At 66.9% G+C, this 21871-nt stretch carries 25 protein-coding genes; 15 read left to right on the plus strand and 10 right to left on the minus strand.

All coding sequences use genetic code 11. From position 1 onward, the window contains the following. Window positions 1-13: 13 nt before the first annotated feature. From ITJ43_RS14695 to ITJ43_RS14760, 14 genes are all read left to right on the plus strand, one after another. Window positions 14-685, plus strand: a complete 672-nt coding sequence (locus ITJ43_RS14695; RefSeq protein WP_194584604.1) for a hypothetical protein — start codon at window positions 14-16, stop codon at window positions 683-685. Then, window positions 685-1296 (plus strand): M23 family metallopeptidase, encoded by a 612-nt coding sequence (locus tag ITJ43_RS14700; protein WP_194584605.1) that lies wholly within the window; start codon window positions 685-687, stop codon window positions 1294-1296. Before ITJ43_RS14695 ends, ITJ43_RS14700 begins: the two co-directional genes overlap by 1 nt. A gap of 17 nt (window positions 1297-1313) precedes the next feature. After that, entirely contained in the window at window positions 1314-1607 is a 294-nt protein-coding gene (locus tag ITJ43_RS14705) for a hypothetical protein (protein ID WP_194584606.1), read from the plus strand. A gap of 1 nt (window position 1608) precedes the next feature. Continuing rightward, window positions 1609-3123 carry a hypothetical protein gene (locus ITJ43_RS14710; RefSeq protein ID WP_194584607.1) on the plus strand — a complete coding sequence of 505 codons (1515 nt, stop codon included), beginning with the start codon at window positions 1609-1611 and terminating at the stop codon, window positions 3121-3123. Further along, complete coding sequence (locus tag ITJ43_RS14715; RefSeq protein WP_194584608.1) at window positions 3123-4616, plus strand: SCO6880 family protein; 1494 nt, start codon at window positions 3123-3125, stop codon at window positions 4614-4616. The genes ITJ43_RS14710 and ITJ43_RS14715 overlap by 1 nt, the downstream gene beginning before the upstream one ends. Beyond that, on the plus strand, window positions 4613-6232 hold the full coding sequence (locus ITJ43_RS14720; RefSeq protein ID WP_194584609.1) for a hypothetical protein: 1620 nt from the start codon (window positions 4613-4615) through the stop codon (window positions 6230-6232). Before ITJ43_RS14715 ends, ITJ43_RS14720 begins: the two co-directional genes overlap by 4 nt. Further along, window positions 6232-7521 carry a ParA family protein gene (locus tag ITJ43_RS14725; protein ID WP_228495968.1) on the plus strand — a complete coding sequence of 430 codons (1290 nt, stop codon included), beginning with the start codon at window positions 6232-6234 and terminating at the stop codon, window positions 7519-7521. The genes ITJ43_RS14720 and ITJ43_RS14725 overlap by 1 nt, the downstream gene beginning before the upstream one ends. Window positions 7522-7538: 17 nt before the next feature. Beyond that, the gene (locus ITJ43_RS14730; RefSeq protein WP_194584611.1) at window positions 7539-8156 is read left to right on the plus strand and encodes a hypothetical protein; all 618 of its coding nucleotides are present in this window, start codon (window positions 7539-7541) and stop codon (window positions 8154-8156) included. A 41-nt stretch (window positions 8157-8197) separates the two neighbouring features. Then, complete coding sequence (locus ITJ43_RS14735) at window positions 8198-9976, plus strand: TraM recognition domain-containing protein (RefSeq protein ID WP_194584612.1); 1779 nt, start codon at window positions 8198-8200, stop codon at window positions 9974-9976. Then, the gene (locus ITJ43_RS14740; RefSeq protein WP_194584613.1) at window positions 9969-10364 is read left to right on the plus strand and encodes a hypothetical protein; all 396 of its coding nucleotides are present in this window, start codon (window positions 9969-9971) and stop codon (window positions 10362-10364) included. The genes ITJ43_RS14735 and ITJ43_RS14740 overlap by 8 nt, the downstream gene beginning before the upstream one ends. After that, window positions 10361-10855 carry a hypothetical protein gene (locus tag ITJ43_RS14745; RefSeq protein ID WP_194584614.1) on the plus strand — a complete coding sequence of 165 codons (495 nt, stop codon included), beginning with the start codon at window positions 10361-10363 and terminating at the stop codon, window positions 10853-10855. The genes ITJ43_RS14740 and ITJ43_RS14745 overlap by 4 nt, the downstream gene beginning before the upstream one ends. A 157-nt stretch (window positions 10856-11012) precedes the next feature. Next, a complete protein-coding gene (locus ITJ43_RS14750; protein ID WP_194584615.1) occupies window positions 11013-11273 on the plus strand; it encodes a type II toxin-antitoxin system prevent-host-death family antitoxin in 261 nt (86 codons plus the stop codon). After that, window positions 11270-11536, plus strand: coding sequence for a type II toxin-antitoxin system RelE family toxin (locus tag ITJ43_RS14755; RefSeq protein ID WP_194584616.1), 267 nt, complete (start codon window positions 11270-11272; stop codon window positions 11534-11536). The genes ITJ43_RS14750 and ITJ43_RS14755 overlap by 4 nt, the downstream gene beginning before the upstream one ends. A gap of 2 nt (window positions 11537-11538) precedes the next feature. Beyond that, the gene (locus ITJ43_RS14760; RefSeq protein WP_194584617.1) at window positions 11539-11910 is read left to right on the plus strand and encodes a hypothetical protein; all 372 of its coding nucleotides are present in this window, start codon (window positions 11539-11541) and stop codon (window positions 11908-11910) included. A 115-nt stretch (window positions 11911-12025) separates the two neighbouring features. Here the strand turns inward: ITJ43_RS14760 and ITJ43_RS14765 are convergent, their stop codons facing one another. After that, on the minus strand, window positions 12026-15250 hold the full coding sequence (locus ITJ43_RS14765) for an AAA family ATPase (RefSeq protein ID WP_228495969.1): 3225 nt from the start codon (window positions 15248-15250) through the stop codon (window positions 12026-12028). Window positions 15251-15595: 345 nt separating this feature from the next. Here ITJ43_RS14765 and ITJ43_RS14770 point away from each other — a divergent pair, with 345 nt between their 5' ends. Continuing rightward, complete coding sequence (locus ITJ43_RS14770) at window positions 15596-15892, plus strand: hypothetical protein (RefSeq protein ID WP_194584618.1); 297 nt, start codon at window positions 15596-15598, stop codon at window positions 15890-15892. Window positions 15893-16242: 350 nt separating this feature from the next. On the opposite strand, the gene ITJ43_RS14775 is transcribed toward ITJ43_RS14770, so the two are convergent. From ITJ43_RS14775 to ITJ43_RS14815, 9 genes are all read right to left on the minus strand, one after another. Further along, entirely contained in the window at window positions 16243-16605 is a 363-nt protein-coding gene (locus tag ITJ43_RS14775; RefSeq protein ID WP_194584619.1) for a hypothetical protein, read from the minus strand. Further along, entirely contained in the window at window positions 16596-17420 is an 825-nt protein-coding gene (locus ITJ43_RS14780; protein ID WP_194584620.1) for a cutinase family protein, read from the minus strand. Before ITJ43_RS14780 ends, ITJ43_RS14775 begins: the two co-directional genes overlap by 10 nt. A gap of 224 nt (window positions 17421-17644) precedes the next feature. After that, the gene (locus ITJ43_RS14785; protein WP_194584621.1) at window positions 17645-18121 is read right to left on the minus strand and encodes a hypothetical protein; all 477 of its coding nucleotides are present in this window, start codon (window positions 18119-18121) and stop codon (window positions 17645-17647) included. A 23-nt stretch (window positions 18122-18144) separates the two neighbouring features. Further along, complete coding sequence (locus tag ITJ43_RS14790) at window positions 18145-18390, minus strand: hypothetical protein (RefSeq protein WP_194584622.1); 246 nt, start codon at window positions 18388-18390, stop codon at window positions 18145-18147. Continuing rightward, window positions 18387-18971: a recombinase family protein gene (locus tag ITJ43_RS14795; protein ID WP_194584623.1), complete on the minus strand. Its 585-nt coding sequence runs from the start codon at window positions 18969-18971 to the stop codon at window positions 18387-18389. The genes ITJ43_RS14790 and ITJ43_RS14795 overlap by 4 nt, the downstream gene beginning before the upstream one ends. Next, window positions 18968-19246, minus strand: coding sequence for a hypothetical protein (locus ITJ43_RS14800; RefSeq protein WP_194584624.1), 279 nt, complete (start codon window positions 19244-19246; stop codon window positions 18968-18970). The genes ITJ43_RS14795 and ITJ43_RS14800 overlap by 4 nt, the downstream gene beginning before the upstream one ends. Before the next feature lie 3 nt (window positions 19247-19249). Continuing rightward, window positions 19250-19468 (minus strand): hypothetical protein, encoded by a 219-nt coding sequence (locus ITJ43_RS14805; protein WP_194584625.1) that lies wholly within the window; start codon window positions 19466-19468, stop codon window positions 19250-19252. 155 nt (window positions 19469-19623) lie between these two features. Beyond that, window positions 19624-21105, minus strand: coding sequence for a hypothetical protein (locus tag ITJ43_RS14810; RefSeq protein WP_194584626.1), 1482 nt, complete (start codon window positions 21103-21105; stop codon window positions 19624-19626). Window positions 21106-21572: 467 nt separating this feature from the next. Then, window positions 21573-21767 (minus strand): hypothetical protein, encoded by a 195-nt coding sequence (locus tag ITJ43_RS14815; RefSeq protein ID WP_194584627.1) that lies wholly within the window; start codon window positions 21765-21767, stop codon window positions 21573-21575. Between the last annotated feature and the right edge of the window lie 104 nt (window positions 21768-21871).

Below are 21871 nucleotides of genomic sequence, written 5' to 3' on the forward strand. Positions count from 1 at the left end.
GTCCGCGGTGGCCGTGGCTGTCGTCGCGACGGTCGTCGTGGTCACGGCGGGCCAGGGCGGCGGCGAGCCGTCGACGGCGGGGACGCGGACGCCGCTGACGGTGGTGACGCCCGGCGCATCGGTGAAGCCCAGTGCGGCTGTAGCGTCCCCTGAAGCTCCCACAGGCGACGGGGCTACGGCCGCGGGCTGGGTGGTCGAGCCGACCACGACGAACGCAGCGGAGTACGCGGAAGCTGCGCTGCGCGCGGTCACGACGTTCGACACCCGGAAGGCCACACGCGAGGAGTACCTCGCCTATCTCAAGACCTGGATGACCACCTTCGTGCGGGATACCCCTGGCAAGGATCTCGACGCACACCAGACCGAGCTAGCTCTTGAGAAGCTCGCGAGTGACGTGATCCCGCCGACGGATCTCTGGGACGAGATGACGGCGATGCAAGTGACAGCTGAGCCGTCGTTCCCTGACGGGAACCTCGTCGCGGATGCGCCGAACAACTACGGCCTCGGCTTCACCGTGAATGTGCAGACCACCTACCGTCCCCATGAATCGACCGAGGAATCGTGGGCGGATAGTCGCCATCTCTTCGTGTTGGTGCGGTGTGACGAGTACACAATTCCGCGCCCTGGGAGCGATCAGAAGCCGGGTGACTGCAAGGTCATCAACTGGGCGAAGCTGACTGGCTGATGCCGGCTCCAGCTGCAGCCGCGGCCGTCGCGAAGGCGGGGCTTATTCGCAAAGCGCTGCGGTACCTGATGCCGCTCGTGGCGGCAGGGTTCCTGCTTGTCGGCTTGGCGGGCTCGTTCCTGTTCATGGCTGTGTCGGCAAGCGCGTCCGGAGGAGCGTCGACGCAGCCAGCGCCGACGCTCGGGCCGGTCGTTCCGGGGTCGTGGATCGTTCCGGTATCGGATTCCTACTCGGTGACGAGCTGGTTCGGGTACCGCCCTGACGTGATCCCGCACCAGCACAACGGTGTCGACCTGGCGATGGCCGGCGGATGCGGGTCGGTCGTCGTTGCGGCCAACTCCGGCACAGTCACCTACGCCGCGTGGGCGGATGGCGGCTGGGGCAATCGGGTGCTGATCGCGCACCCGGACGGCACGATGACCGGCTACGCGCATCTGCAGAACGGCTCGTTTCTCGTCCACCCCGGTCAGACGGTGCAGACCGGCACCCCTCTGGCACGGGAAGGCAACACCGGTATCGGCACAGGCTGCCACCTCCACTTCGAGACCTTCATCAACGGGACCCGGGTCAACCCGGTGCCCTTCATGGCTGCACGCGGCATCACGTTCTAACGAAAGGAAACACCCTCATGACTCTGCTCCACCTCCTGCCTCTGGTCGACGTCCCCCCGATCACCCCGAACTTCGACGCCCCCTGGATGAAGGGCGTGCAGGTGATCGTGTCGTACATCCTCGGCACGGCCCTGGTGCTGATGATCCTCGCGCTGATCTTCGCGATCGTGTCCCTGGTGACCTCAATCCTCCCGGACGGGGCGCGCAGCTGGGCGGGCAAGAACATCGTCAAGGTGTTCATCGCGACGGCCGCTCTGGCGGGTATCAGCGGCCTGTTCCAGTGGATCGTGAACTTCAACTTCGGGTTCTGAAATGCGTCCCGTCCTGCGCTGGAGCGTCGGCATCGCCGTCGCCGTTCTCCTCACCCTGACGGGTGCGGGGGCGGCGACGGCCGCAGACGTACCCACCACCATGACCGCGGCACAGGCGGTGCGCGCGCCCGCCTCGGATGACGGCCCGGTCGAGGGTCAGGCGTGGTCTTCGCCGGCGGTGCCGGCATCTTGCACCCGAAGCGGCATCACCGTCACCTGCACACCGGAGAGCTCGTCGAGCTCCGTCGCGATGAGCTGCTACCTCGACGTCCCGCTCGATGGCACGAGCGTGACGGTGTGCGCCAGTTCGAAGGACTCCCAGACCGAGCTGGAGAGGACGCCAGGGAAGAAGCTGGACTATCAGTGGGGTTGCGCGCAGACGTGGGACTGGTGCGGGATCATGGAGAGCACCGCCGAGGCGATATCTGTTCAGGCGATCGACACGGCGGGCCGCACGGTCTCTGCGATCAGCTTCACGACGAAGAGCGCCCTGTGGTCGGCCGCGATGGGCCAGTGGAGCTTCTGGGTGTGGGCCGTGTGGATCGTGATCCTCGCGGCGGGAATCATCGGGATCACGCAAGCCGCGTTCACCGGTTCGTTTGGTGACGTATTGGGCGCGATCGGACGCCTAGCGGTCACGGTCCCTCTGACGCAAGCGCAGCTGTGGCTGATGGGCTCGATCAGCGATGCGATCAACGAGCTCACACTGACCCTGTTCGCCTCCTCGGACCCGTTCGGCACGATCGTGTCTCTGCTATTCAGCGGCGGCCAGGTGAACCCGTTCTCCGGGGCGGGTGCCGCGCTGCTGGTGCTGGTCGCGATGGGGCTCATGCTGCTGGTCTTCATCGTCCGAAACGTGGCCTTGGCGGCGCTGGTGATGGTCGGGCCGATCGCTTGGATGTTGTTCCCGATGCGTGAAATCGGCAGGCAGTGGGTGAGCCGGTACCTGTCGGCATACGGTGCGACGCTGATGACCGGACCCATCATGATGAGCCTGCTCGCTTTCACAACGAGCGGACTGAAGTCGGTGTCGTCGTTGTGGGACCCGGCGATCTGGCCGTTCATGATCGGGATCATCGTCATCTGCTTCGCCCCTCTGGCGGTGTTCAGCGTGTTCTCGTTCGTGGGGAACTCGGTCATCGATGGGGCAGCGAGCGGCGCAGGCCACGCGGCGCGAAATGTCAGCAGTCGTGTGTCGCGCCAGATCCCGTCCCCGCGTCTTGGGGGCGCTGGTGGCGGCGTACCACGAGGCGGCGGGTCAACCCCGTCGATCACGGGAGGAAGCGGCCGGTCAACCCCTGGGGGTAGCGGTCCGGGGCCGCGGTCGACGAGCCCCCGTCCCAGCGGGCCAGGTCCGTCCGGCGGATCGTCCGCGGCGCCGCCGACGCGACGCGGGGCTCGTGAGAGCGCACCTCAGTCGGCGCCGATGCCGCGCAGCGGCGGGGCCGCACGTCCGACGGGCGGGGTGGGTTCGCCGCCGTCCGCATACCGCAGTGCAGGAAGGAAGCCGAGCTGATGAGCATCGATGACAAGGAGCTCGCGCGTCCCGTGCGGCTGCCGGCGCGATCCTCGCAGGGGATCGTGCTGGGCCTGGACCCGTGGCAGGTGACGTCGCTGCTGGTCGCCGCGGCGATCGTGCTCGTCGCGGTGCAGCAGATCGGCCCCTGGGGGCTGCTGGTCGCCTCCCCGCTGTATCTGACGTTCGCGATCAGCGGCGTTGTCCGCCGGCATGGGATGTCGTTGCCGCGGTGGTGGGCAGTCAATTTCAACTACACGAGGCGCGCGCACCCGTGGGTGCACGCGAACAAGGAGGTTTTCATGCCCGAACGGGAGCGTCGAGCGGGAACGGTGCGGCTGCCTGGCCGGCTGGGGAAGGTGCAGCTGTGGGAGTCCGACGGCATCGCGGCTGTGTACGACATGGCCGGCAAAACGCTGTCGATCATCGCGCAGGTCGAAGTACCCGGGTTCCTCATGCGGGACCTCGAGGTACGGGCGGAGCTCGCGGAGCGGTGGTCGATGGTCCTCGCCTCCTTCACGCAGCGTCCCGGTGTGAAGCGGGTGACAACGCAGGAACGCACCCACCCGGGCACGATCGACGTCGCCCGCAGCTTCTTCGCCGCTCACGCGCTGGCGGGTGCTCCCGCAAGTGCGGTGCAGCGGTATGCGGAGGTGCAGGACGTGTCGGAGGGGTTCGCGATCGCGCACCGCGGGTATCTGACCCTCACCTACGACCTGACCTTGATGAGCGCGCAGCTGAAAGCGCTCGGGGGAGGGCAGGCTGCGATCGAACGGCTCGCCGCGGTCGAGGCGGGCAACGTGTCCGGCGCTCTGGAGGGCACCGAGATCGAGATCACGAAGTGGCTGTCGGTGCGCGGTGTCGCCGCCCTCGCCCGTGCGGCGTTCGACCCGGCAGCGGTGTCGATGATCGAAAGCCGCACGGGCGAGGACGAAGGCGTGGACCCGGCCGCGATGGGCCCGATGTTCATGGAGGAGCCGCGGGGTGCGAGCGGCCTCGTGTGGACGGACTCCGGCGTGCACACGACGCTGTGGATCCACGAGTGGCCACGAGCGGCCGCACCGATCGGTTTCGTCAACGATCTGGTCTTCGCCCGCCACCCCGTGACAGGACAGGCAATCTCCCACATCTTCACCGTGGTGCTCGCACCCGTCACCCAGAAGGAGGCGTTCAAGCGCATCCAGAGGGAGAAGAAGACGTGGCGATCGAACGAGAAGATGCGTGCGCGTCGCGGTGAGGGCGGCAACGCGGTCGACCAGAAGGACTACGACGCGCTCGAGCAGCAGGAGCAGGATCTCGTCGCCGGTCAGGGCGAATACCGGTACGGCGCGTATCTGACGATCACGGCGCGGGATGAGGCGGAACTGGAGCAGGCCGTCGCCGGCGCACGCAACGCTCTGTCGCGCAGCCGCATGGAGGCGCAGGTGCTGTACGGCCAGCAGGGTCAGGCGTTGCTCGTGAACGCCCTCCCGATCGGGCTGGGGCTGAAGTGAGCCAGATTCAGCGCACCGGGTGGCATTTCGAGGACGCCGGCCTCACCCGGGCTGAGCGGCGCGCGATCCGCCGGCAGGCACGCGCGGGTGAGAGCATCCTTCGGGTCGACGAGACGGCGAAGAAGCCGAACCTGCCTGAGCTTCCTCCTCCCGATCTGACCGGGATGATCCAAGCGTGGCAGGGCCGCGGGTACTGGAACCCGCTGCCGATGACCGTCCCCACCCACACGGCGAGCACCCGCGACCTCGCGGGAATCTACCCGTTCGTCGCGGATGCTGGGATCGGCATGAACGGTCCGATTCTTGGCGTCGACATGAACGCGGACAGCCTGTTCTGCTACTCCCCGTGGGAGTCATACCTGGATGAGTCCGCGCGCGGAGCGATGTCGACGAATCTGCTGGTTCTCGGCGCTTACCGTGGCGGGAAGTCCGGGACGATCAAGATCCTCGTCATGCGATGCATGGCATGGGGTTGCCAAGCCGTGGTCCCGTCCGACCCGAAGGGGGAGTGGGTGCGGCTTGCGCAGGCCACCGAGGGAGGTCTCGTCATCCGCCTCGGTGACGGTTCCCGTCTGAATCCGCTCGACCGGGGTCCGCGCCGCGCGGAAGACCAGGACGAAGAGGACCGGGAGATGGTCACTCTGCGCCGTTCGACGGTGCTGACGCAGCTGTTGGAGATTGCCGTTGGTCGATCGCTCACGCCCGCGGAGAGCGCGGCGGCGAACCGTGCCCTGCAGCTGTCGATCGAGGCGACCGACGATCATCCGACGTTGCGGAACGTTCACGCGCAGCTGTCGCGAATGGTCAGCGGGGACGTTCGCGTCGACGCGAAGCCGCGCGCGGCGGCCGAGGACGTGCAGCTGATCCTCGACCGGTTCATCACGGGCGAGCTGGCGGGCATGTTCGAGGACGAATCGACGGTCGAGTTCGATGAGAACGCGCCGGTCGTCGTGATCGACACGTCGCGACTGTTCCAGCGCAGCGACCTGGTGGCCCAGGTCGCGCAGCTGTGCACCTCGAGCTGGGTGCAGGCGGTGATCTCCGACGGCGGCACCCCAAGGCGCCGGTTCCTCGTGCGCGAGGAGGGGTGGCGGGATATGCAGAGCGAGGCCGCGCTGAAGATGTACCAGCAGTGGTTGAAGCTGTCCCGCAAGTACGGCATCAGCAACGTGGTCATCCTTCACACGATGCGTGACCTCGACGCCGTGGGCCCCGAGGGTTCGAAGGAGCGTGCGCTGGCGTACTCGTTCGTGCAAGACATCGAGAACAAGTTCATCTTCCACGTCAACGGGCAAGAGTCCGCGAACCTCGGCACCCGCCTGAGCCTTCCCGCCCCCCATGTGGCGATCGCCCGGCGGCTGCGCAAGGGCGAGTTCCTCGCCTATATCGGCGAGCACGCGTACGTCGTCGACTGCTTCGCGACGTCGACGGCCGCGGAGTACGAGCTGACGAAGACGGATGACGCTCTCGCCACTGACCGTGACGTCCCCGATCCGCGCCCCGCCCTTCAGGGCCTGTCGATCGATGATCTGTGGCCCGCGCCGGCGGGAGCTTCCGCTGGCGCGGATGCGTGGATCGCGGCGGCACCGAAGACGAAGACAGGAGAAGACGAATGATGACCACCCACCCCCTCGTCCAGGCGCTTGTGAAGGACGAGTACTGCGAGCTCACCCGCCCCGACGGGCAGAGCGAACGTGTCGGCATCTCAGCCGGCGTCGACGTACGAAGCGCGGTCCTTCAGCGCGCGACATCGGTCGCGGCAGACATGGGGGAGAGCATCGAGCTCGTCATCTCCGGGACCCTCGGAGATCTCCGCTTGATCGTCACACCGGCGGGCGAGGTGTCGGCTGCGGACACTCCGTCGTCGCCGGCGAGCGTGGTCGCTGATGAAGCGATCGCCCGCGCGTCAGAGATGATCCGACGCGGTGCGGCACCCACGGACGGGGAGCGGGTGCGCTCCGCTCAGGACATTCCGGCGCTGCGTGAGGTGCCCGAGGAGCCGATGCTTCGGCGCCGACGGACGACGTTCGTGTCGCAGACAGAGCCGGCGACCACACAGGTTTCCGGGTGGCGTGGTCTGCTGCGTGCGAAGCCGTCAAAGGCGGAGCTCGCGCAAGCCGAAGCCCGCCGCACCGTGTCCACACACTGGCCGAGCATCCGTCGCATCGCCGTGGTCAACGGCAAGGGCGGCGCGGGTAAGACGACCGCGACCGCGTGCCTCGCATCCGTGTTCGCCCGTCACGGCGGGGGAGGGGTGCTCGCGTGGGACAACAACGCGACCCGCGGCACGTTGGGGTGGCGCACCGAGGATGCCGGGCATCCCAGCACCATTCAGGATCTGCTCGAGCACGCCGACCAGCTGCTGCTACCGACGGTGACGCGCTCCGCGATCGCCGCGTATGTGCACCACCAGACGGAGGACAAGTACGACGTGCTCCGATCGAACCCGGAGCTGCTCGCAATCCGTCAGCAGGTCAACTCCGCCGAGTTCGACACTCTCATCCGGGTCATCGACCGCAACTACCGGGTCGTGATCTTCGACTCCGGCAACGACGAGTCCGCGGAGCGGTGGCTGCGGATGATCGATCACTCCCACCAGCTGGTCGTACCCACCACCGCATCACCCGAGGCAGCAGAGTCCGCGATGCTGCTGCTGGAAGCGCTGGCGGAGCGGGACGAGCGTTCCGCGTACCTCGCGAAGAGCGCCGTCGTCGTCGTCAGCGACGGTGATCGTGCCGGGCAGACAACACCGATCGCGGACGGGTTCCGCGACGCCGGCTACTTCACCGAAGTGATCCCTCTGGACCGGGCCCTGCGCAGCGGCCCCATCCGCCACGACCGGCTCGCCCGTGTCACCCAGGACGCCTGGGTCCGCGTCGCCGCGGCCGCCGCCCGCAACTTCTAAGCGAAGGAGAAACCGTCATGAGCAACAAGACTGATGAGCGCACGCTCGACGAAGAGGAGCTCCTCAGCTCCCTGGCGTGGTTGAAGAAGGTCGCCGGGGTAGACGACGAGTACCTCGAGCGCTGGTCCACACTCGAGTGGCGTCAGTGGCACGTGGCGATGCGTTCCCGCAGAGATGAACCGTGCCCGAGCGTCCCGGCGTGGATGCAGCCGCTGATGCCCGAGTGGAGCTGGGACTTCTCACTGCCTTGGCCGTGCGTCGCACAGCTCTGGCCGACAAGCCACGACTGGTTCAGCGAGGCTCGCGAACGCGAAGGCTTCCGGTTGGAGGTCGAAGAACCCAGTGAGGGCTGGGCTCCCACGCTCGCCCAGCTGGAGGAAGCCTGGGGCATCGCCGCACGGGCCGGTGCCGCACCACAGCTGTCCATGAACGTCCTCCCTGCGGTGACCCGTGCAGGGGAAGACGTTGAGCTCAGCGGCGTGTTCGGCGCGATCGAAGGGTTCTACATCGCGGCCAGCCCGACGAATCAAGCTGTCCGCGACGAGCTGGAGGCGACCCTTCGTCGGGCCGGTGCTCGACCGATCGGACCGCTCACTGGAGAACCGGTCCTCGCTTGGGAGTGGCTGTACGGCTGAGCGCCGCAGTCACCGCACTAAGACACAGAAGAGAAGAGATCATGGGACAGGAACGCAGACAGCTGGTCACGCTGGGCATCCTCATGTTGTTCACGGCGGTCGTTGTCGGCCTGGTGATGCTGGTCGAGGCGATGATCGCGGGAGCGTGCGGTGCTCGGCCGGTCGCACGGAACCCGATCGCCGCGCTCGAGCTGCTGTTCACCGGGAAAACCAACGGGTATGCGATCGCTGAGGGCTGCGTCGTCCCCGTGGTCGGTATTCAGGTCACCGCGGCCGCGATCGTGATCGCTACGCTCGCGCTGGTGGTCCTCGGCGCGGTGGGCTACGCCCGGTGGCGTCACAGCGATGCGGGATTCGTCGCCGAGCTGCAGGCGCGCGACGGGTTCGCGAACCGGCGTGAGGTGAAGAAGCACCTGTCCGCTCAGGCGGTCCTCCGAAACGCCCCGACGCTGCGGCCAGCGCTGGATCGGCCGGCGACGCCAGCCGACGTCGGCTGGCCGGTCGGCAAGGCGCGCGGCGTCGACGTGTACGTGTCGATCGAGGACTCCATGGTCATCGAAGGCGCACCGCGAGGCGGCAAGGGGTACCGAATCCTGATCCCCGCGATCCTCGACTGGGCTGGCCCTCTCATCACGACGTCGACGACGAACGACAACCTCACTGCCACGTTCCGGTCCCGGCAGAAGCGTGGCGAGGCGCACGTGTTCGACCCGCAAGGGCTGTCGGGCCTGTCGCGCACACTGCGGGTGAGCCCGATCACGGGTTGTGAGGACCCTCTGGTGGCCACGCAGCGTGGGCGGGCGATCATCAACGGGACCGCGCTGGGCGCGTCCTCGTCGAACGGGGAGTGGGCCGATGCCGCCGCGACCGTGTTCGCCCGTCTCCTGCACGCTGCGGCCATCGCCGGCAGGTCCGTCGACGACCTCTACCGGTGGGGATCGGCGCCGGGGCTCGCGCGCGGCGCGGTCGACATTCTCCGCGTCGACGGGACGCCCGGGTGGGGCGACGGGCTGGAGTCCGTGCTCGAGGGAGACCCGCGGCTGTTGTCGTCGCAGTGGTTCGGCGTGCAGGCCGCGGTCGCCCCGCTCGCGATCCCGCAGATCCGCGACGTCCTGTCACCGACGGGCGTCGACGCACCGTTCTCCGCGGCCGAGTTCCTCGTGGGGGAGAACACGCTGTACCTGCTCGGCTCGTCCAGCGGCGCAGCCGCGATGGGCGGATTCCTGTCGGCCCTGCTCGACGACATCGTGGAGGTCGGCCGTAAGCGTGCGATGGCCTCGCGTGGCGCGCGCCTCCCGATCCCGTTGGGGCTGATCCTGGACGAGATCGCGAACATGTTCCGCTGGGAGAGCCTTCCCCGCGTCATGGCCGACGGCGGCGGCCGCGGTATCTGCACGCTCGTCGTGCTGCAGGCGCTGTCCCAGGCGGAGACCAGCTGGTCCGCGGCCGAAGCCTCCACGATCTGGTCCGCCGCGACCGCGAAGGTTCTCCTCGGTGGCGGTGGCGACGCTGACCACCTGGGCGACGTCGAACGGCTCATCGGGTACCGGGACCGTCAGCGCACGCAACGTTCGTGGAACACCGAGCAGCTCGGCTACTCCACCAGCGAGCAGCACGAACGACTCCCGCTGATGACCGTCGACGAGCTACGCCGGATGCCGAACGGGACCGGCCTTCTCAGCTACCGCAACCGCCGGCCCGTATTGCTCGAGCTCGACGGGTGGACCGAACGCCGCGACGGGCGGGAGATCTCCACCGGCAAGCGCGACCTCGAGCGGGAGCAGCAAGCGCACTTCGCCGCCCAGGGCCGGGATGTCTAACCGACGCCGGCCCTCGCGCGGCAACACGTACCGCACCGGCTATCTGACCTCCCCGCAGTGGTTCGCTCGCCGCGACCGCTGGTTCCGCGACCAGCTGCAGGCGGCAGGGGGGTGGACGTGTGTCGGGTGCGATCGCACCGCCGATCAGCGCGAACTCGAACTGCACCACCTGTCTTACGACGGTGTGCAGAAGACCCAGACCGGCTGGTACGCCGACGAGGCACACGAAGACCTGTGGCCGCTGCACCCCGCGTGCCACGAGCTCCTGCACCGGATCATCGACCGGGACCCGCTCCTGGCACGCCACCGTACACGCGTGCAGGCATCCACGACCGCGCTGCAGATCGTCCGACGCAAACACGCCACCAGAGGGGAAGAAGGATCATGAGCGACGACTTCGACGATTTCGACGCCTACACGGTCGATGAGGCCGCGGCGGTGATGCAGGCCGAGATCGACCTCGACAACCGTCAGGCCGCGGCCGAGCTCGACGCGGTGTGGGTGGTGAACTGGCGCGAGCTCGACGACGAGACGGCCCACGACGTCTGGATCGACCTTCGGGACTGGGTGGAATGGTTCACCCTCCGCTACCAAGTCAGCCCCAGCGTCATCCCTGCCTGCTGGTGGAAGCACGGGTGGCTCGTCGAGGAACTCTCCGCTCTCCGTGGCGCGCACCGTGCTCTCTTCGCCGCCGAGGACACCGGCCTCGGCCCCATCGGCTGGCACGAGCGCTACGCCCTCGCCGCAGAGCGCATCAAGAAGGCTTCCTCCGGCATCGGATGCACCAACGGGCACCAGGAAACCCGTCCCAACCGCGACTGGTCCGACGCAACCGATGAGACCGAATGGGACCAGTGGATCACCCGCTCCCACGGGTAACAGGCCACGGTCTTGACCCGCGGCGGTGGCATGATCACGTCGTTGGCGCCGCGGCACCGCGCTAAGAGCCGTTTGTGGAACGGCGACCTGACATAAGATTCATTATCGGCATAAGCTACATACGAACACTTATGTACATTTAGTGTACGATGGGGGGATGAACAGCGTCAGCCGAAGCGTGGCCTCGAAGGACCTCCGCGACTCTCTCTCCGACGTTCTCGGGATCGTCGCGTACGGCTCCGAGCGTGTCGGGGTGACCCGGCACGGCAAGCTGACCGCAGTGATGATCAGCGTCGACGATCTGGAGCTGCTCGAAGAGCTGGAAGCTGCGCGCGATGCCGCAGAGTTCACGTTCGCGAAGGCCGCCGACGATGGTGGGCGCGTGAGCCTTGACGAGCTGCGCGCCGAGGTCGCGTGAGCGCCTATCGCGTCGAGTTCACGACCGCGGCCGCCAAGGAGGTTCGCAAGCTTGAGCCGCAGATTCGTCGGCGGGTGCTGGCCGCGATCGCGAACCTCGAAACCGACCCAAGGCCTTCGGGTGTGCGGAAGCTGGCAGGTCATGAGTCGGCGTGGCGCGTCCGCATTGGTGACTACCGCGTGCTGTACGAGATCTCCAATGAACGAGTTGTGGTCACAGTCTTCCGAGTAGCGCACCGCCGAGCCGTTTACGAGGACCACTGAACATGAGCGACAACATCGGGGCGTGCGACGTCGCCTACGTGTTCCGACTGCCGGACGGCCTGCCCGAGGTTCATGGGTTCGAAGCCCGCGGACGTCGCCTTGTGGTCTCCCCGCGGACTCTGCGGATCGAGCACTGGCCTGCTCACGATTCGCCCGGAGCTCTGCACGTGTTCATCGACGGCGCACGAGTGCGAGCGGACGGGACGCTCGGCGGCAATAAGGGCGTCGCGTTCAGTGATGAGCCAGACCGGTGGGCAGATACGGTGCGTCACACGCACGAGCTACCGGCATGGTCCCGGCCCTACATCGACGCCGTACGAATCTGGGAGACAGGCCGAAGCAACCCGCGGCCGCCACACTTAAGCCCGCTCTGAGGACGCCCGCTCACTGCCCCGACGGGCTTCAATCGGCACTCATCGGAGGGACTCACTGTGGAGTCTGTCGGCGCTCCGGTGAGCTGGAGACGTCAATCCCTGTGGGTGGGCTGACTTAGCGGATGCCGAACCCGTCGTCGAACTTGGGCGCGGACGCGGTGGTGCGCGCGTCTTGAGCGGTGCGGGCGTGGCGGATGCGCGCCTGGTGCTCGTGTGCGGCCTGCTCGGGTGTCATCGCGTCGCGGAGCTGCCGTTCGGCCGCGGCCCGCTCGACAGTCCCGTTCGCTCGTGCGTACTCACCGAGCAGCTGCTTACGCAGTGCGGTCGCTTCCTCGAGGGAGGCGGTCAGGCGGTCGCGCAACGCGATAAGCGCGCCAGGGTCTTCGGCCTCGACGCCGGCGACTTGCAGAGCGTGGCCACGGGCTTCTGCCATGGCCAGGCGGGCGCGGACGGTGCGGAGGGTTTCGGCGTTGCGGTGGATGCTGTCGCTGAGTCGTTCGACCTTCGCGCGCAGGTCCGCGGCCTTCTCTGGCGCGTCTGCGGCGAACCGGTCGAGGTCGATGATCGCTCCAAACGGACGCCTCTTACGGTCACTCCACACTGCCGGCGTGAGGTCCTCGCGCACGGGCTCGTCGACGGGGCGGGCGGCGCGGGACAACTCGTCCAGAGCGGCCCGCGAAGCGTCCTCCAGCGTGACTTCCTGACGGGCACGCATCATCGTGGCCGCCAGCTCGTCGACGGCCGACTCGGCACTCTGAGCGATCACGACGGCTTCGTTCCGTTCGCGTCCACGGGTCATGCCGACGTACAGGCCGGCGGCGTTCACGCCGGGACCGACGATTGCCTCATCGGTCGTCTCACCCTGGATGCCGTGCACGGTGGACGCGTAGGCGAGGTGCACGTGGTCGGCGACGTACTCGGCCGACACGTCCTTCACGTCACTGCTGTCGGTGACCGACACCAGGCGCACACCGTCGGGGCGGATCTCCTGGATCGTCCACAGCGCCCGGTTCTCGACCCCGGCGCCGCTGTCGTTGCGCCGAGTCTGCACGACGTCGCCCACGAGTAGACGCTGCTCGTTCTGCCCGATCGCGACCACCTGGTCGGAGAGACGGCCAGCGTCGACGAGCGCGGCCTGAATCGTGTCGTTGATCTGCTGGGCTTCCTCGTTGGTGCTCGTCACCAGAGACACGCGCCTGCCGGCAGCGTCAGCGTTCAGGTACGCGGTGACCATGTGCTCGCGCGCATCGTCCTGGCTGGTGACGGTCTTCACGAGGCCTCGGCCGGTGAGCGCCCACGCCACGCCAGTTGCTTCCTGCAGGTTCGCCGGCTCCCGCAGCCGCAGCGACAAGTCCCCGTACTCAGGGTCGGTGAACCGGTGCACCGCGGTGAGCTCGACGACAGAACCGGAACGGTTCTTCATCGTCGCCATCGCACCCGAATGACCCACGGGCATCGCCTGCAGGTGGTCACCGACCATCGCGATACCAGCGCCGGTCGCCTCAGCGACCTGGGCGAGAGCGTTCGCGGTGTGCAGGTCGACCATGCCGGCCTCGTCGACCACGATCCGATCCCCCGCCCGCAGCGGGAACCGGCGCGGCCCCTCGTACACGACCGGGCGTCCGTGCTCGTCGACGCGCCCCTGGTCGTACTCTCCGGGCTGCAGCAGAGTCCACACCTGCGCACCGGACTCATCGGTGCGCCACCGCCACCCGTGATCCAGCAGCAGCGCGTGCAGGCTCGACGCGGTGGTGCCGATCTCCCTGCCGACCACGCTCGCGGCCTTCTTCGTTGGTGCGACCGCGACCAGCTGACGACCTTGCTCTTCGAGCGCCGCCTTCGCGACCTTCAGCAGCGTCGTCTTCCCGGTGCCGGCAGGACCGGTCACAGTGACCAGGCGTGCGGTGCCGGCGATCGCGGCCGCGGCATCCGCCTGACCCGCATCCAGGGTCTTGCCCTCCTCGAGCACCCGCTCGGAGATCTCCGCCACGCTGTCCGCGGTGAGCATCCGGCCGGGCTCGTTGAGCCGGTCGAACCGTGCGGCCAGGTCGAGCTTCATCGCCGCCGTCGACGTCGACATGAACTGCTTGATGTGCGCCGGCACCCGGCTCTCACCGTCGAGCATGTCGACACTCATCTGCACCGCCCGAGCCACGACGTCCTCGATCGTCTCCTCGAGCTGCGCACGCTCCGCGACAACACCGGACGCGGCGATCGCACGCATCGCACCCGCGCGCACATCGAACAGGCTGTACCGTCCCCCGGTCTGAGCCGACCGCTTGTCCGCGTCGACGACCGCACGCGCGGCAAGCAGCTCACGGTCCAGATCCGCGATCGCCACCGCCTCCACAACCACCCCGTCACGGGGGGTGAGGATGCCGGCGTCGAGGTCCTCCAGCTCAGCGCGGGTGCGCTCCTGCCACTCGTCCTCCACCAGGTCGTGCGGCTTGTTCGGACGACCGAACGCCCACGCCCACCGGTCGATCGCCAGCAGCACATCCGGCGACGGTTCCAGCCCCGGGTGAGCGTCCCGCCACTGCGCCAGACGCATCGCCCGGTTCGCTTCGATCTGGTTCGACCGACGCGACAACGGACGCACCACATGAGCGAGCTCGGAGATCTCCCCCGCCTCATTCAGCGTGTATCCGTGACGTGCCAGAGCGGCCACCCAGGCCGGGTCGGTGCGCGCCGCGATCTCCCCTTCTGCGTTGATGAGCGTGTGCATCTTCATCGCGACACGGGAATCGATGTTCGACCATCGCCCGTCTTCCCCGAGCACCTTCACGTTCAGCCACAGGTGCCGGTGAATGTGCGGGTCCAGCGCACGGGAGCGTTCGTGCTGCAGTTCGACGACCTCGATCCGCTGCAACCCCTCACGTACGCGGCCGGCGGCACCGCGACGCGCGTTGAGCTCCCGCTGCCACGTCGTGATCACCTGGTCGCGTAGCCGGTCCTGCAGCCGCTCGTACTCGGCCGCGAGCTCCGGGTGCAGCAGCGCCGCGATGCTGTACGACTTCGGAGCGTTGATCGTCCCATCCAGCACCAGGTCCGCATCCGGTGACGCGAGCTCACGGCCACGCCGCTCCCCCGTCTCCGGGTCGCGCCCATCGACCCACACGCCAAGACGTTCCGCGTCGAGCTGGTCGACCGTGACCTGACCTGCCTCGACGACGAACCGGGTCACGGTGCCGGCGTCGACGTCGGAGTAGTGCCCGAGCGCATCAACACCGGACGGGGCGTGGATGTGGGCGTCGCAGGTGCCCTCCATCGCGTACGCGATCGCCTGCCGAACACCCTGCGAGTTGACACCTCGCTTCCACCGCTCCAGCCCGCCGCGCATGCCCCCAGCGTAGCTGATCACTCAAAGTGCCTGCGTGCATTCAATCTCTATTGCTCTTTGGGTCCTCTGGCCTCCTTGGTGGTCTGGGGTCTCTGGATCCTCTGTCATCGTGTGGGCTCTCCCTCTTGGCTTTCTCTCTGATCGTTGATGTGGCTGGTGGATGCCGTAGCTCGGTGCATCGTCTTCTCGCTCCCATCTGCGGCGTCCTCGGGCGCAGCAGAGCGCTGGCAGTGACCGCACGGACGGGCCGACGGTCGTCAACACGACGACCGAGCACACGACCGCACACCGCACCGGGAGGGCACCGTCGGCGCGCCCCTCCGCACCGCCGTGCATGTGGTGGTGGTGAAAAACACACCGACAGCATTCACCTGGCTCGCGCGCGACGACCGTCTGCGCATCCTCGTCGATATCGGACAGGCCGCGACAGACACAGCGACAGCATCGCACTTCGTCGACCGGGCCGGCAGCATCACCGCCCTCGCCTACGCTCTGCTCGAGCTCGTCGCCACAGTCCTCATCGACGACGCCACGTGGGCGCCGTCACGGGACCGTCCCACTCCACCTTTCGACGTGCCTGCAAAGCTCTTTGGTCGCTCGAACGGCGAAGGAAAGAATCTACGACGATCACAGGGCGAGTGAAGACGCCTCGCGCGAATATCCGTCGTGGACTATCCCACCGCTCTGTGGTTGGGTCAAAGCACAGAGCGGTGGGATGGAGCATGGATGACCACAACGAGCGAGGATCACGATTCAGCCTGTCACTCAGCTGCCCTCGAGCTAGCAGCGTCATTTCACAGCCAACGTCAGATTCTTGCCCTATCTCAAGAAGAGGTCGCCATCCTCGCAGGCATAACCACGGTGACGTATCGAGCGGTCGAACGCGCTCAAGCGCCCAACGGCAGACTCGTAAACCCGCGGCTGAGCACGATCGTTCGGGTCATGTCGGTCCTGGAAGTCCACGCCACGGTCGAACGCGGACTTCCGATCAGCTAGAGCCCGACCGCCCTCAAGCTGATCGCGTCAGTGATCAGATAGGCGGCAAGGGTAACGGCTGATCCCACCGCCAGTGGGGCGAGCACCCACCACCCTCTCCGCCGCAACGCGAAGGTGCACACGAGAGTTGTGACAACTACGACACCGACGATCACAAAGAACGTGTTGACCGCTCCGGCGAGTGAGTCGTAGTCGCAGGTGTCGCTGCAGGCCGCAACGCTCAGGGGACGCAGGTACATGGTTACTGCCGAGAAGGCGGTAATGAGAAACTGCAGCAGTGCGAACGCGAGGATCCAGTGGATTGAGACAGCGCTTGTCCGCTCCACACCTGCAGCTGAAATACCTTGAGTCACGTCCATTCGCCCATGTGCATCATCCATGAGAACACATCAGGCATGTGTTGCGCATAGTTATTGTGCGACGCGTTGGTCGAGCTGTTGAGAGCGAGCGACTGGCAAGCCCAGTCATTGGGGTAGCACCACGACCGGATCCGCGACGACCACATCGGATGATCGGCCCACTGAGGGTAGCCGTAGAACCAATACCGGCTCTCGAGGACATTCGTCAACCCCGTGGTGCGGGCTCCGAGTATTCCCTGGCCGCCCGGAGGTGGGGAGAAGTTGAAGTTCATGCCGGATCGAAACTTCGGATCTCCAAAGACCGCGACCGCCTTGATGTTCACCCACACCGATTTTAGAAGCTGTGAGTTGGCGAGGGCCTCCAATACGACGTCGGCACCCTGAGAGTGTCCGGCGAGGAAAATGAGAGGCATCTGTCCACCACAGTCGGCGAGAGAGTTGAGGACCGTCACCAGCTTCTGTTCTCCATCCAACTGGCTCGGCCAATACTCGGTACCTCCTCGAGCGTCGTACCTGATCGCTCGAGCCCACGTCGAGAAAACGTCTGCATTGAAGCTCGGAGCGAGCGCGGCAATCTGGTCGCCAAATCCACCCGAGGCATAGACGCGGCCGCCTTCCTCTGATCCGCTGCCAGCCGGCGCATCGGAGCCACGAACTCCGATGAAAACCTGGTCTGCCGAACACTTTGATGCGGGCGCAGCCTGCGCAGACTGAGCGCCCGTCACCCCGAGGGCGAGCCCGAGTACAACGGCTGTCAACGCCCGACTGGTTCTCCTGAAAGCCATGATTCTCCTTTGAGTGCGGAACAGGTTCACCAATCCTTCATAGAGCCTGATATCCGCACAAGAAAGAGAACTATGCATCCCAGGCGCCTTGTGGCCTAAGCCTGCAACTGCTCGAGCCAGCGGGCAAACGCGTCACCGACGCCGCCACGTGGGCGCCGTCACGGAACCGTCCTACTTCACCGCTCGACGTGCCTGCACCGTCACCCCACCCCGAAACGGTGAAGGAACAAAGCTGCGATTCTCGCCCGTCGGTCTCACACTTCCAGCGTTCGAGCGTTCACGATCGGCGCAGGCAGCGCACCACGGATACGGCGCGTGTGCGGCAGCACCTGGTGCAGCTCGACGCGATGCGGAACATCGCCGGCAGGCACCTGCGCCCACACGCTCGCCGTCACCACGGCACCCGGGTTGAGCACCAGGACCTGCCCGTCCTCCCACTGCCACACCGCCTCCGACGTGACTGCGCAGAGGTACTTCGCCCGCCCCGCCCACACGTGCGCTTCCTGACCGAACAGGGGCACCTGGCGCGGCCGGCGGGACGTGTTCGAGACGATCACCGGGACCTCCCACAACACGTCCAACACCCGATCCTCCGCGATCACCGGAGCGGTCACCTCGACCCGGAGCCCCTCGATCGACGCTGGCAGATTACGCCGATGCAGAACCCGGACCGCCCACCACCACAGCAACCCGAAACCGACCAATGCGAGCAACAACACCAGCACGTCCACGACCACTCCCCCTCACCCGGCGTCTAGACCGGATCCGGATCCGCCTGCAGCTGCTCCATCCACCTCTCGAACGCCAGCTGCGCAGCGTCGCGATCGGCATGCTCTCCGAGCTTTACTCGGTACAGCTGCATCCCGTCGATCTTCATCTCCGCGTCGACGACGATCCCCGTCGCGCCGCCCCGGTAGATGGGCATCACGCTCACCAGGTGGTCAACGTTGACCCAAAGCTGCGGGTTCCCATCGGCGTCGGGAATCGGTATCAGCTTCATCGCCCGCTCTCCATCCGTGCTCGGTGCCTGGCCGCGGCGCGGTAGACGCCGCTGCGGGAGATCCGGAAGATGCGCGCGACGTCGGCCGCGGACCGGTCGCCCTCCTCGAGCGCTTTGGCGATCGCCGCGTCCGTCTCGGGCGGGATCGCCGGCTGTCGGCCCTTCAGCTTCTTCCGCACGCTGGGACGCGCCATCGCCTCCTGGGTGCGGAGGCTGATCCAGCCGCCCTCGGCTTCCGCGATCGCGGCGAGGAAGGTCAAGAACAGCTTCGACCACGGGTCGCGCGGGTCGTAGACCGTGTGGCCCATCTGGAAGATGACGCCCCGCTCGGTGAGATCCCGGACGATGTGCAACGTGTCCTCGACGTTGCGGGCCAGGCGGTCCATCTTCGGCACCACGAGCGTGTCACCGTCACGGACGGCGGCGAGGGCCTGGTGCAAGCCGGCACGCTGCAGGTTCTTCCCGGTGAAGCCGACGTCAGTGTAGATGCGCTCCTCGTCGATGCCGGCAGCGATCAGGAACGTCCGCTGCGACGACACGTCCTGCTCATTCGTCGACACCCGCGAGTACCCGACCTTCACGAGCCCTCCCCCACTTCGCGGCGCGCGGCGCTGTTCGCGTCGAGCTGCCGTTCGATGTCGTCGATCATCGCCCGAACCCGCTTCGCGGCCTCCCGCAGACGCGGGCCGTCGCTCGAGGGAACACCCGGGCCGTTGTACGCGACCCGCTCGTCCTCGTCGGCGGCGTCGTGCTCGAGCTTGCTCGCGTAGTCGTACAACGCGGCCGTCAGCAACGCATAGTCCTCGCTATCAGCGAGGTTCAGCAGCACCGGCTCGAACGCTGCCCAGCTGGCCATCGGTCAACGTCCGTCGAGATCGCGCAGTTCGGTGAGCGCGCCGATGAGTTCGTTGATCCTTGCGCGGCGATCGTGCTTTCCGGCCACAGCGATCAGAAGCCAGCGAGGATCCTCAACCCACGCCGTGTTCTGGATCTTGATGCACGGATCACCGTCCGAGTTCTTCTCGACGGTGAAGTGATCACCATTGGCGATGACGAGCACGTCCTCGTCTCGGTCCATGTCATACCTCCTGGCTCGCGTTCCGTTTAGGCACCCGTCAGCGGGACGGTCTAAGAACACCGTATATGGGACGTCCGACATCCCGTTAGACCGCGAGCCCGGCGCCGCAAGCGGGCGTCTCGCTTACCGATCCCCAACCGAACATCACCGGCTCACTACGCACTCGTGTAGCCCTGCAGCCCGCCTTCCCAGATCGTGGCACCCTCAAGGTTCACCGTCCCACCGTCGCGGATCTTCGCATCCGTGAGGTCCACTATCCCGCGGTCGCTGATCGTCGCACGCCTGAGGTCCACCGTCCCGCGGTCGCTGAGCGTCGCACCCTCGAGGAACACGGTCCCGTCATCGCTGATCGTCGTGCGCCTGAGGTCCACCGTCCCGCGGTCACTGAGCGTCGCACCCTCGAGGAACACGCTCCCGTTATCGCTGACTGTCGCAGCCAGGAGGTTCACCTTCCCGCTATCGCGGATCTTCGCATCCGTGAGGTACAGCGCGCCGCGGCCGCTGATCGTCGCACGTAGAAGCACCACCCTCCCGTTATCGCTGATCGTCGCCTCCTCGAAGAGCACCCTCGCGTCCGCGTCGATGTTCACGCGCGCGAGCACCACTATCCCGCCGCCGCTGATCTTCGCCCCGTCGAGATATACATTCCCGCCGTCGGTGATCTTCGCGCGCGTCAGGTAGACAGCCCCTCGGCTGATCGTCGCGCTGCTGACGTCCAGCACCCCCTTACCGCGGATCTTCGCATTCGTGAGGTACAGCGCGCCGCCGCCGGTGATCGTCGCGTGCCCCAGGTCCACCTTTCCGCGACTGCTGATCGTCGCCCCGTCGAGAGCAAGGGGGAAGTCGATGTGTGCGCGCGCGAGGTTGATTGACCGGTCACGCCAGTGGGGTGCCGCGCCTTCCCCGAGGTGGTTTCGGATTACGGTGTAGCCGGCTTGCTTGACGGCGACCTCTTGTGAGGTGGTGCTCTGTGCGGCACGACGCTCGGCCGGCTCGAGTTGGTCGTACTCCTCCTGCGTGAGGGGCTCAAGCATGTCGTCGGTGCGGGGTGCGCGGAGGTATCCGGTGAGGACTTCGATGCACACCTGTACCTCGTCCGGCTTCCCGAAGGCGTCCCAGTCGTCGGCGAGGGCACCGAGGGCGAAAAGGGCTGCTTGCCGGTTGACGGGTGCGGGGTCGCTGAGGAGTTTCACGGTGGTGACGAACCGTTCGCGCAGCGCCCGCTCGGTGTCGATGCGCCTTTGCGCCTCTACTTCATCGCGACGCGCCTGCTCGCGCTTGCGGTCATCGTCGAGGCGCTGGCGGTCGCGTTCGGCTGCTTCGCGCTCCTGGTGGTGACGGGACATGCTGAGCCCGACGGTGACGACGGCGATCACGCCGCCGAGCGCGAGGAGTACGAGGTTGCCGGCAGCGGCGACGACCTTGGCTTTCTCGGCGGTGTCGTCGCCGGTGATCCAGTTGTTGAGCAGAGCTTCGGGTGCGTACAGCACAGTGACGAAAGCGATCACGAGGTAGATGAACACACCGATCGTGATCCGCCAGCCGTAGCTCACACTCTTCAGTCGGCGCCGCTCGGGAGGCGCGGAAGCTTCCTCGGTTGCCTTTGCGGTCTCGTCCGGATCGGGTTCTGCGTCCACAGCCCGATTGTGGAGCATCCGGCTCGGGCGCGCGAGCGCGACTACCAGTGCGCCCGCAGGGCACGTATGTGACCGCCGAGGATTACCGGCAGACGGGTCCCCCACACGAAAGACCGCACCACCGCAAGAGCTCGAATACACACTGCTGCCCCCGTATGACACCCGCTCACCGCGCCTCCCCCATCGTTCTACGGGTATGAGCTGTATGCCTGCGTCCTAGAGTTCGCCCCACGCGCCCCAATTCAATGACGAGGGCGCTGATAGGAGAACCGCGATGAAGTGTCCGACATGGTGCACGATGACCAGGGCGCCCTCCAAAGCAGCACCTTGCGGGGGCGCCCGTGAGCGGGCTACCGACGCGCCTGAAGTGTGCGCGTGCGGCGAGCGAGGCGTTGCCGGCACACGGTCGAGCAGGTGCGACGTGGGCGTCCGTTCGCAGCCTGCTCGATGGGTGTCCCACAGTTGGCTCAGCGGCTCTCGGCGGCGGGCGTGTGGAGTTCGGTGGCGAGGGTGACGGCGCCGCTGCCGGCGAACAGGTCGTGCAGCTCGTCGTCGGGTTGATAGCCGAGCGTGTCGAGGACCCAGTGGGTCCACGGGTAGGGCTTGGAGCCGACGTAGTTGTGTCGGTAGCTGATGCCGGCGATGAGGACGTGGGAACGCACGAAAGGGGGCGCCCGTAGGCGCCCCCTTGGGTTGGTTCAGAAGGGGGTGTCGTCGCCGTAGTCGGCGGGGTCGGGGGTGGTGGTCTTGATGACGCGGATGGTCT

It is taken from the genome of Microbacterium sp. VKM Ac-2870 (assembly GCF_015350795.1).
Lineage (GTDB): Bacteria > Actinomycetota > Actinomycetes > Actinomycetales > Microbacteriaceae > Microbacterium.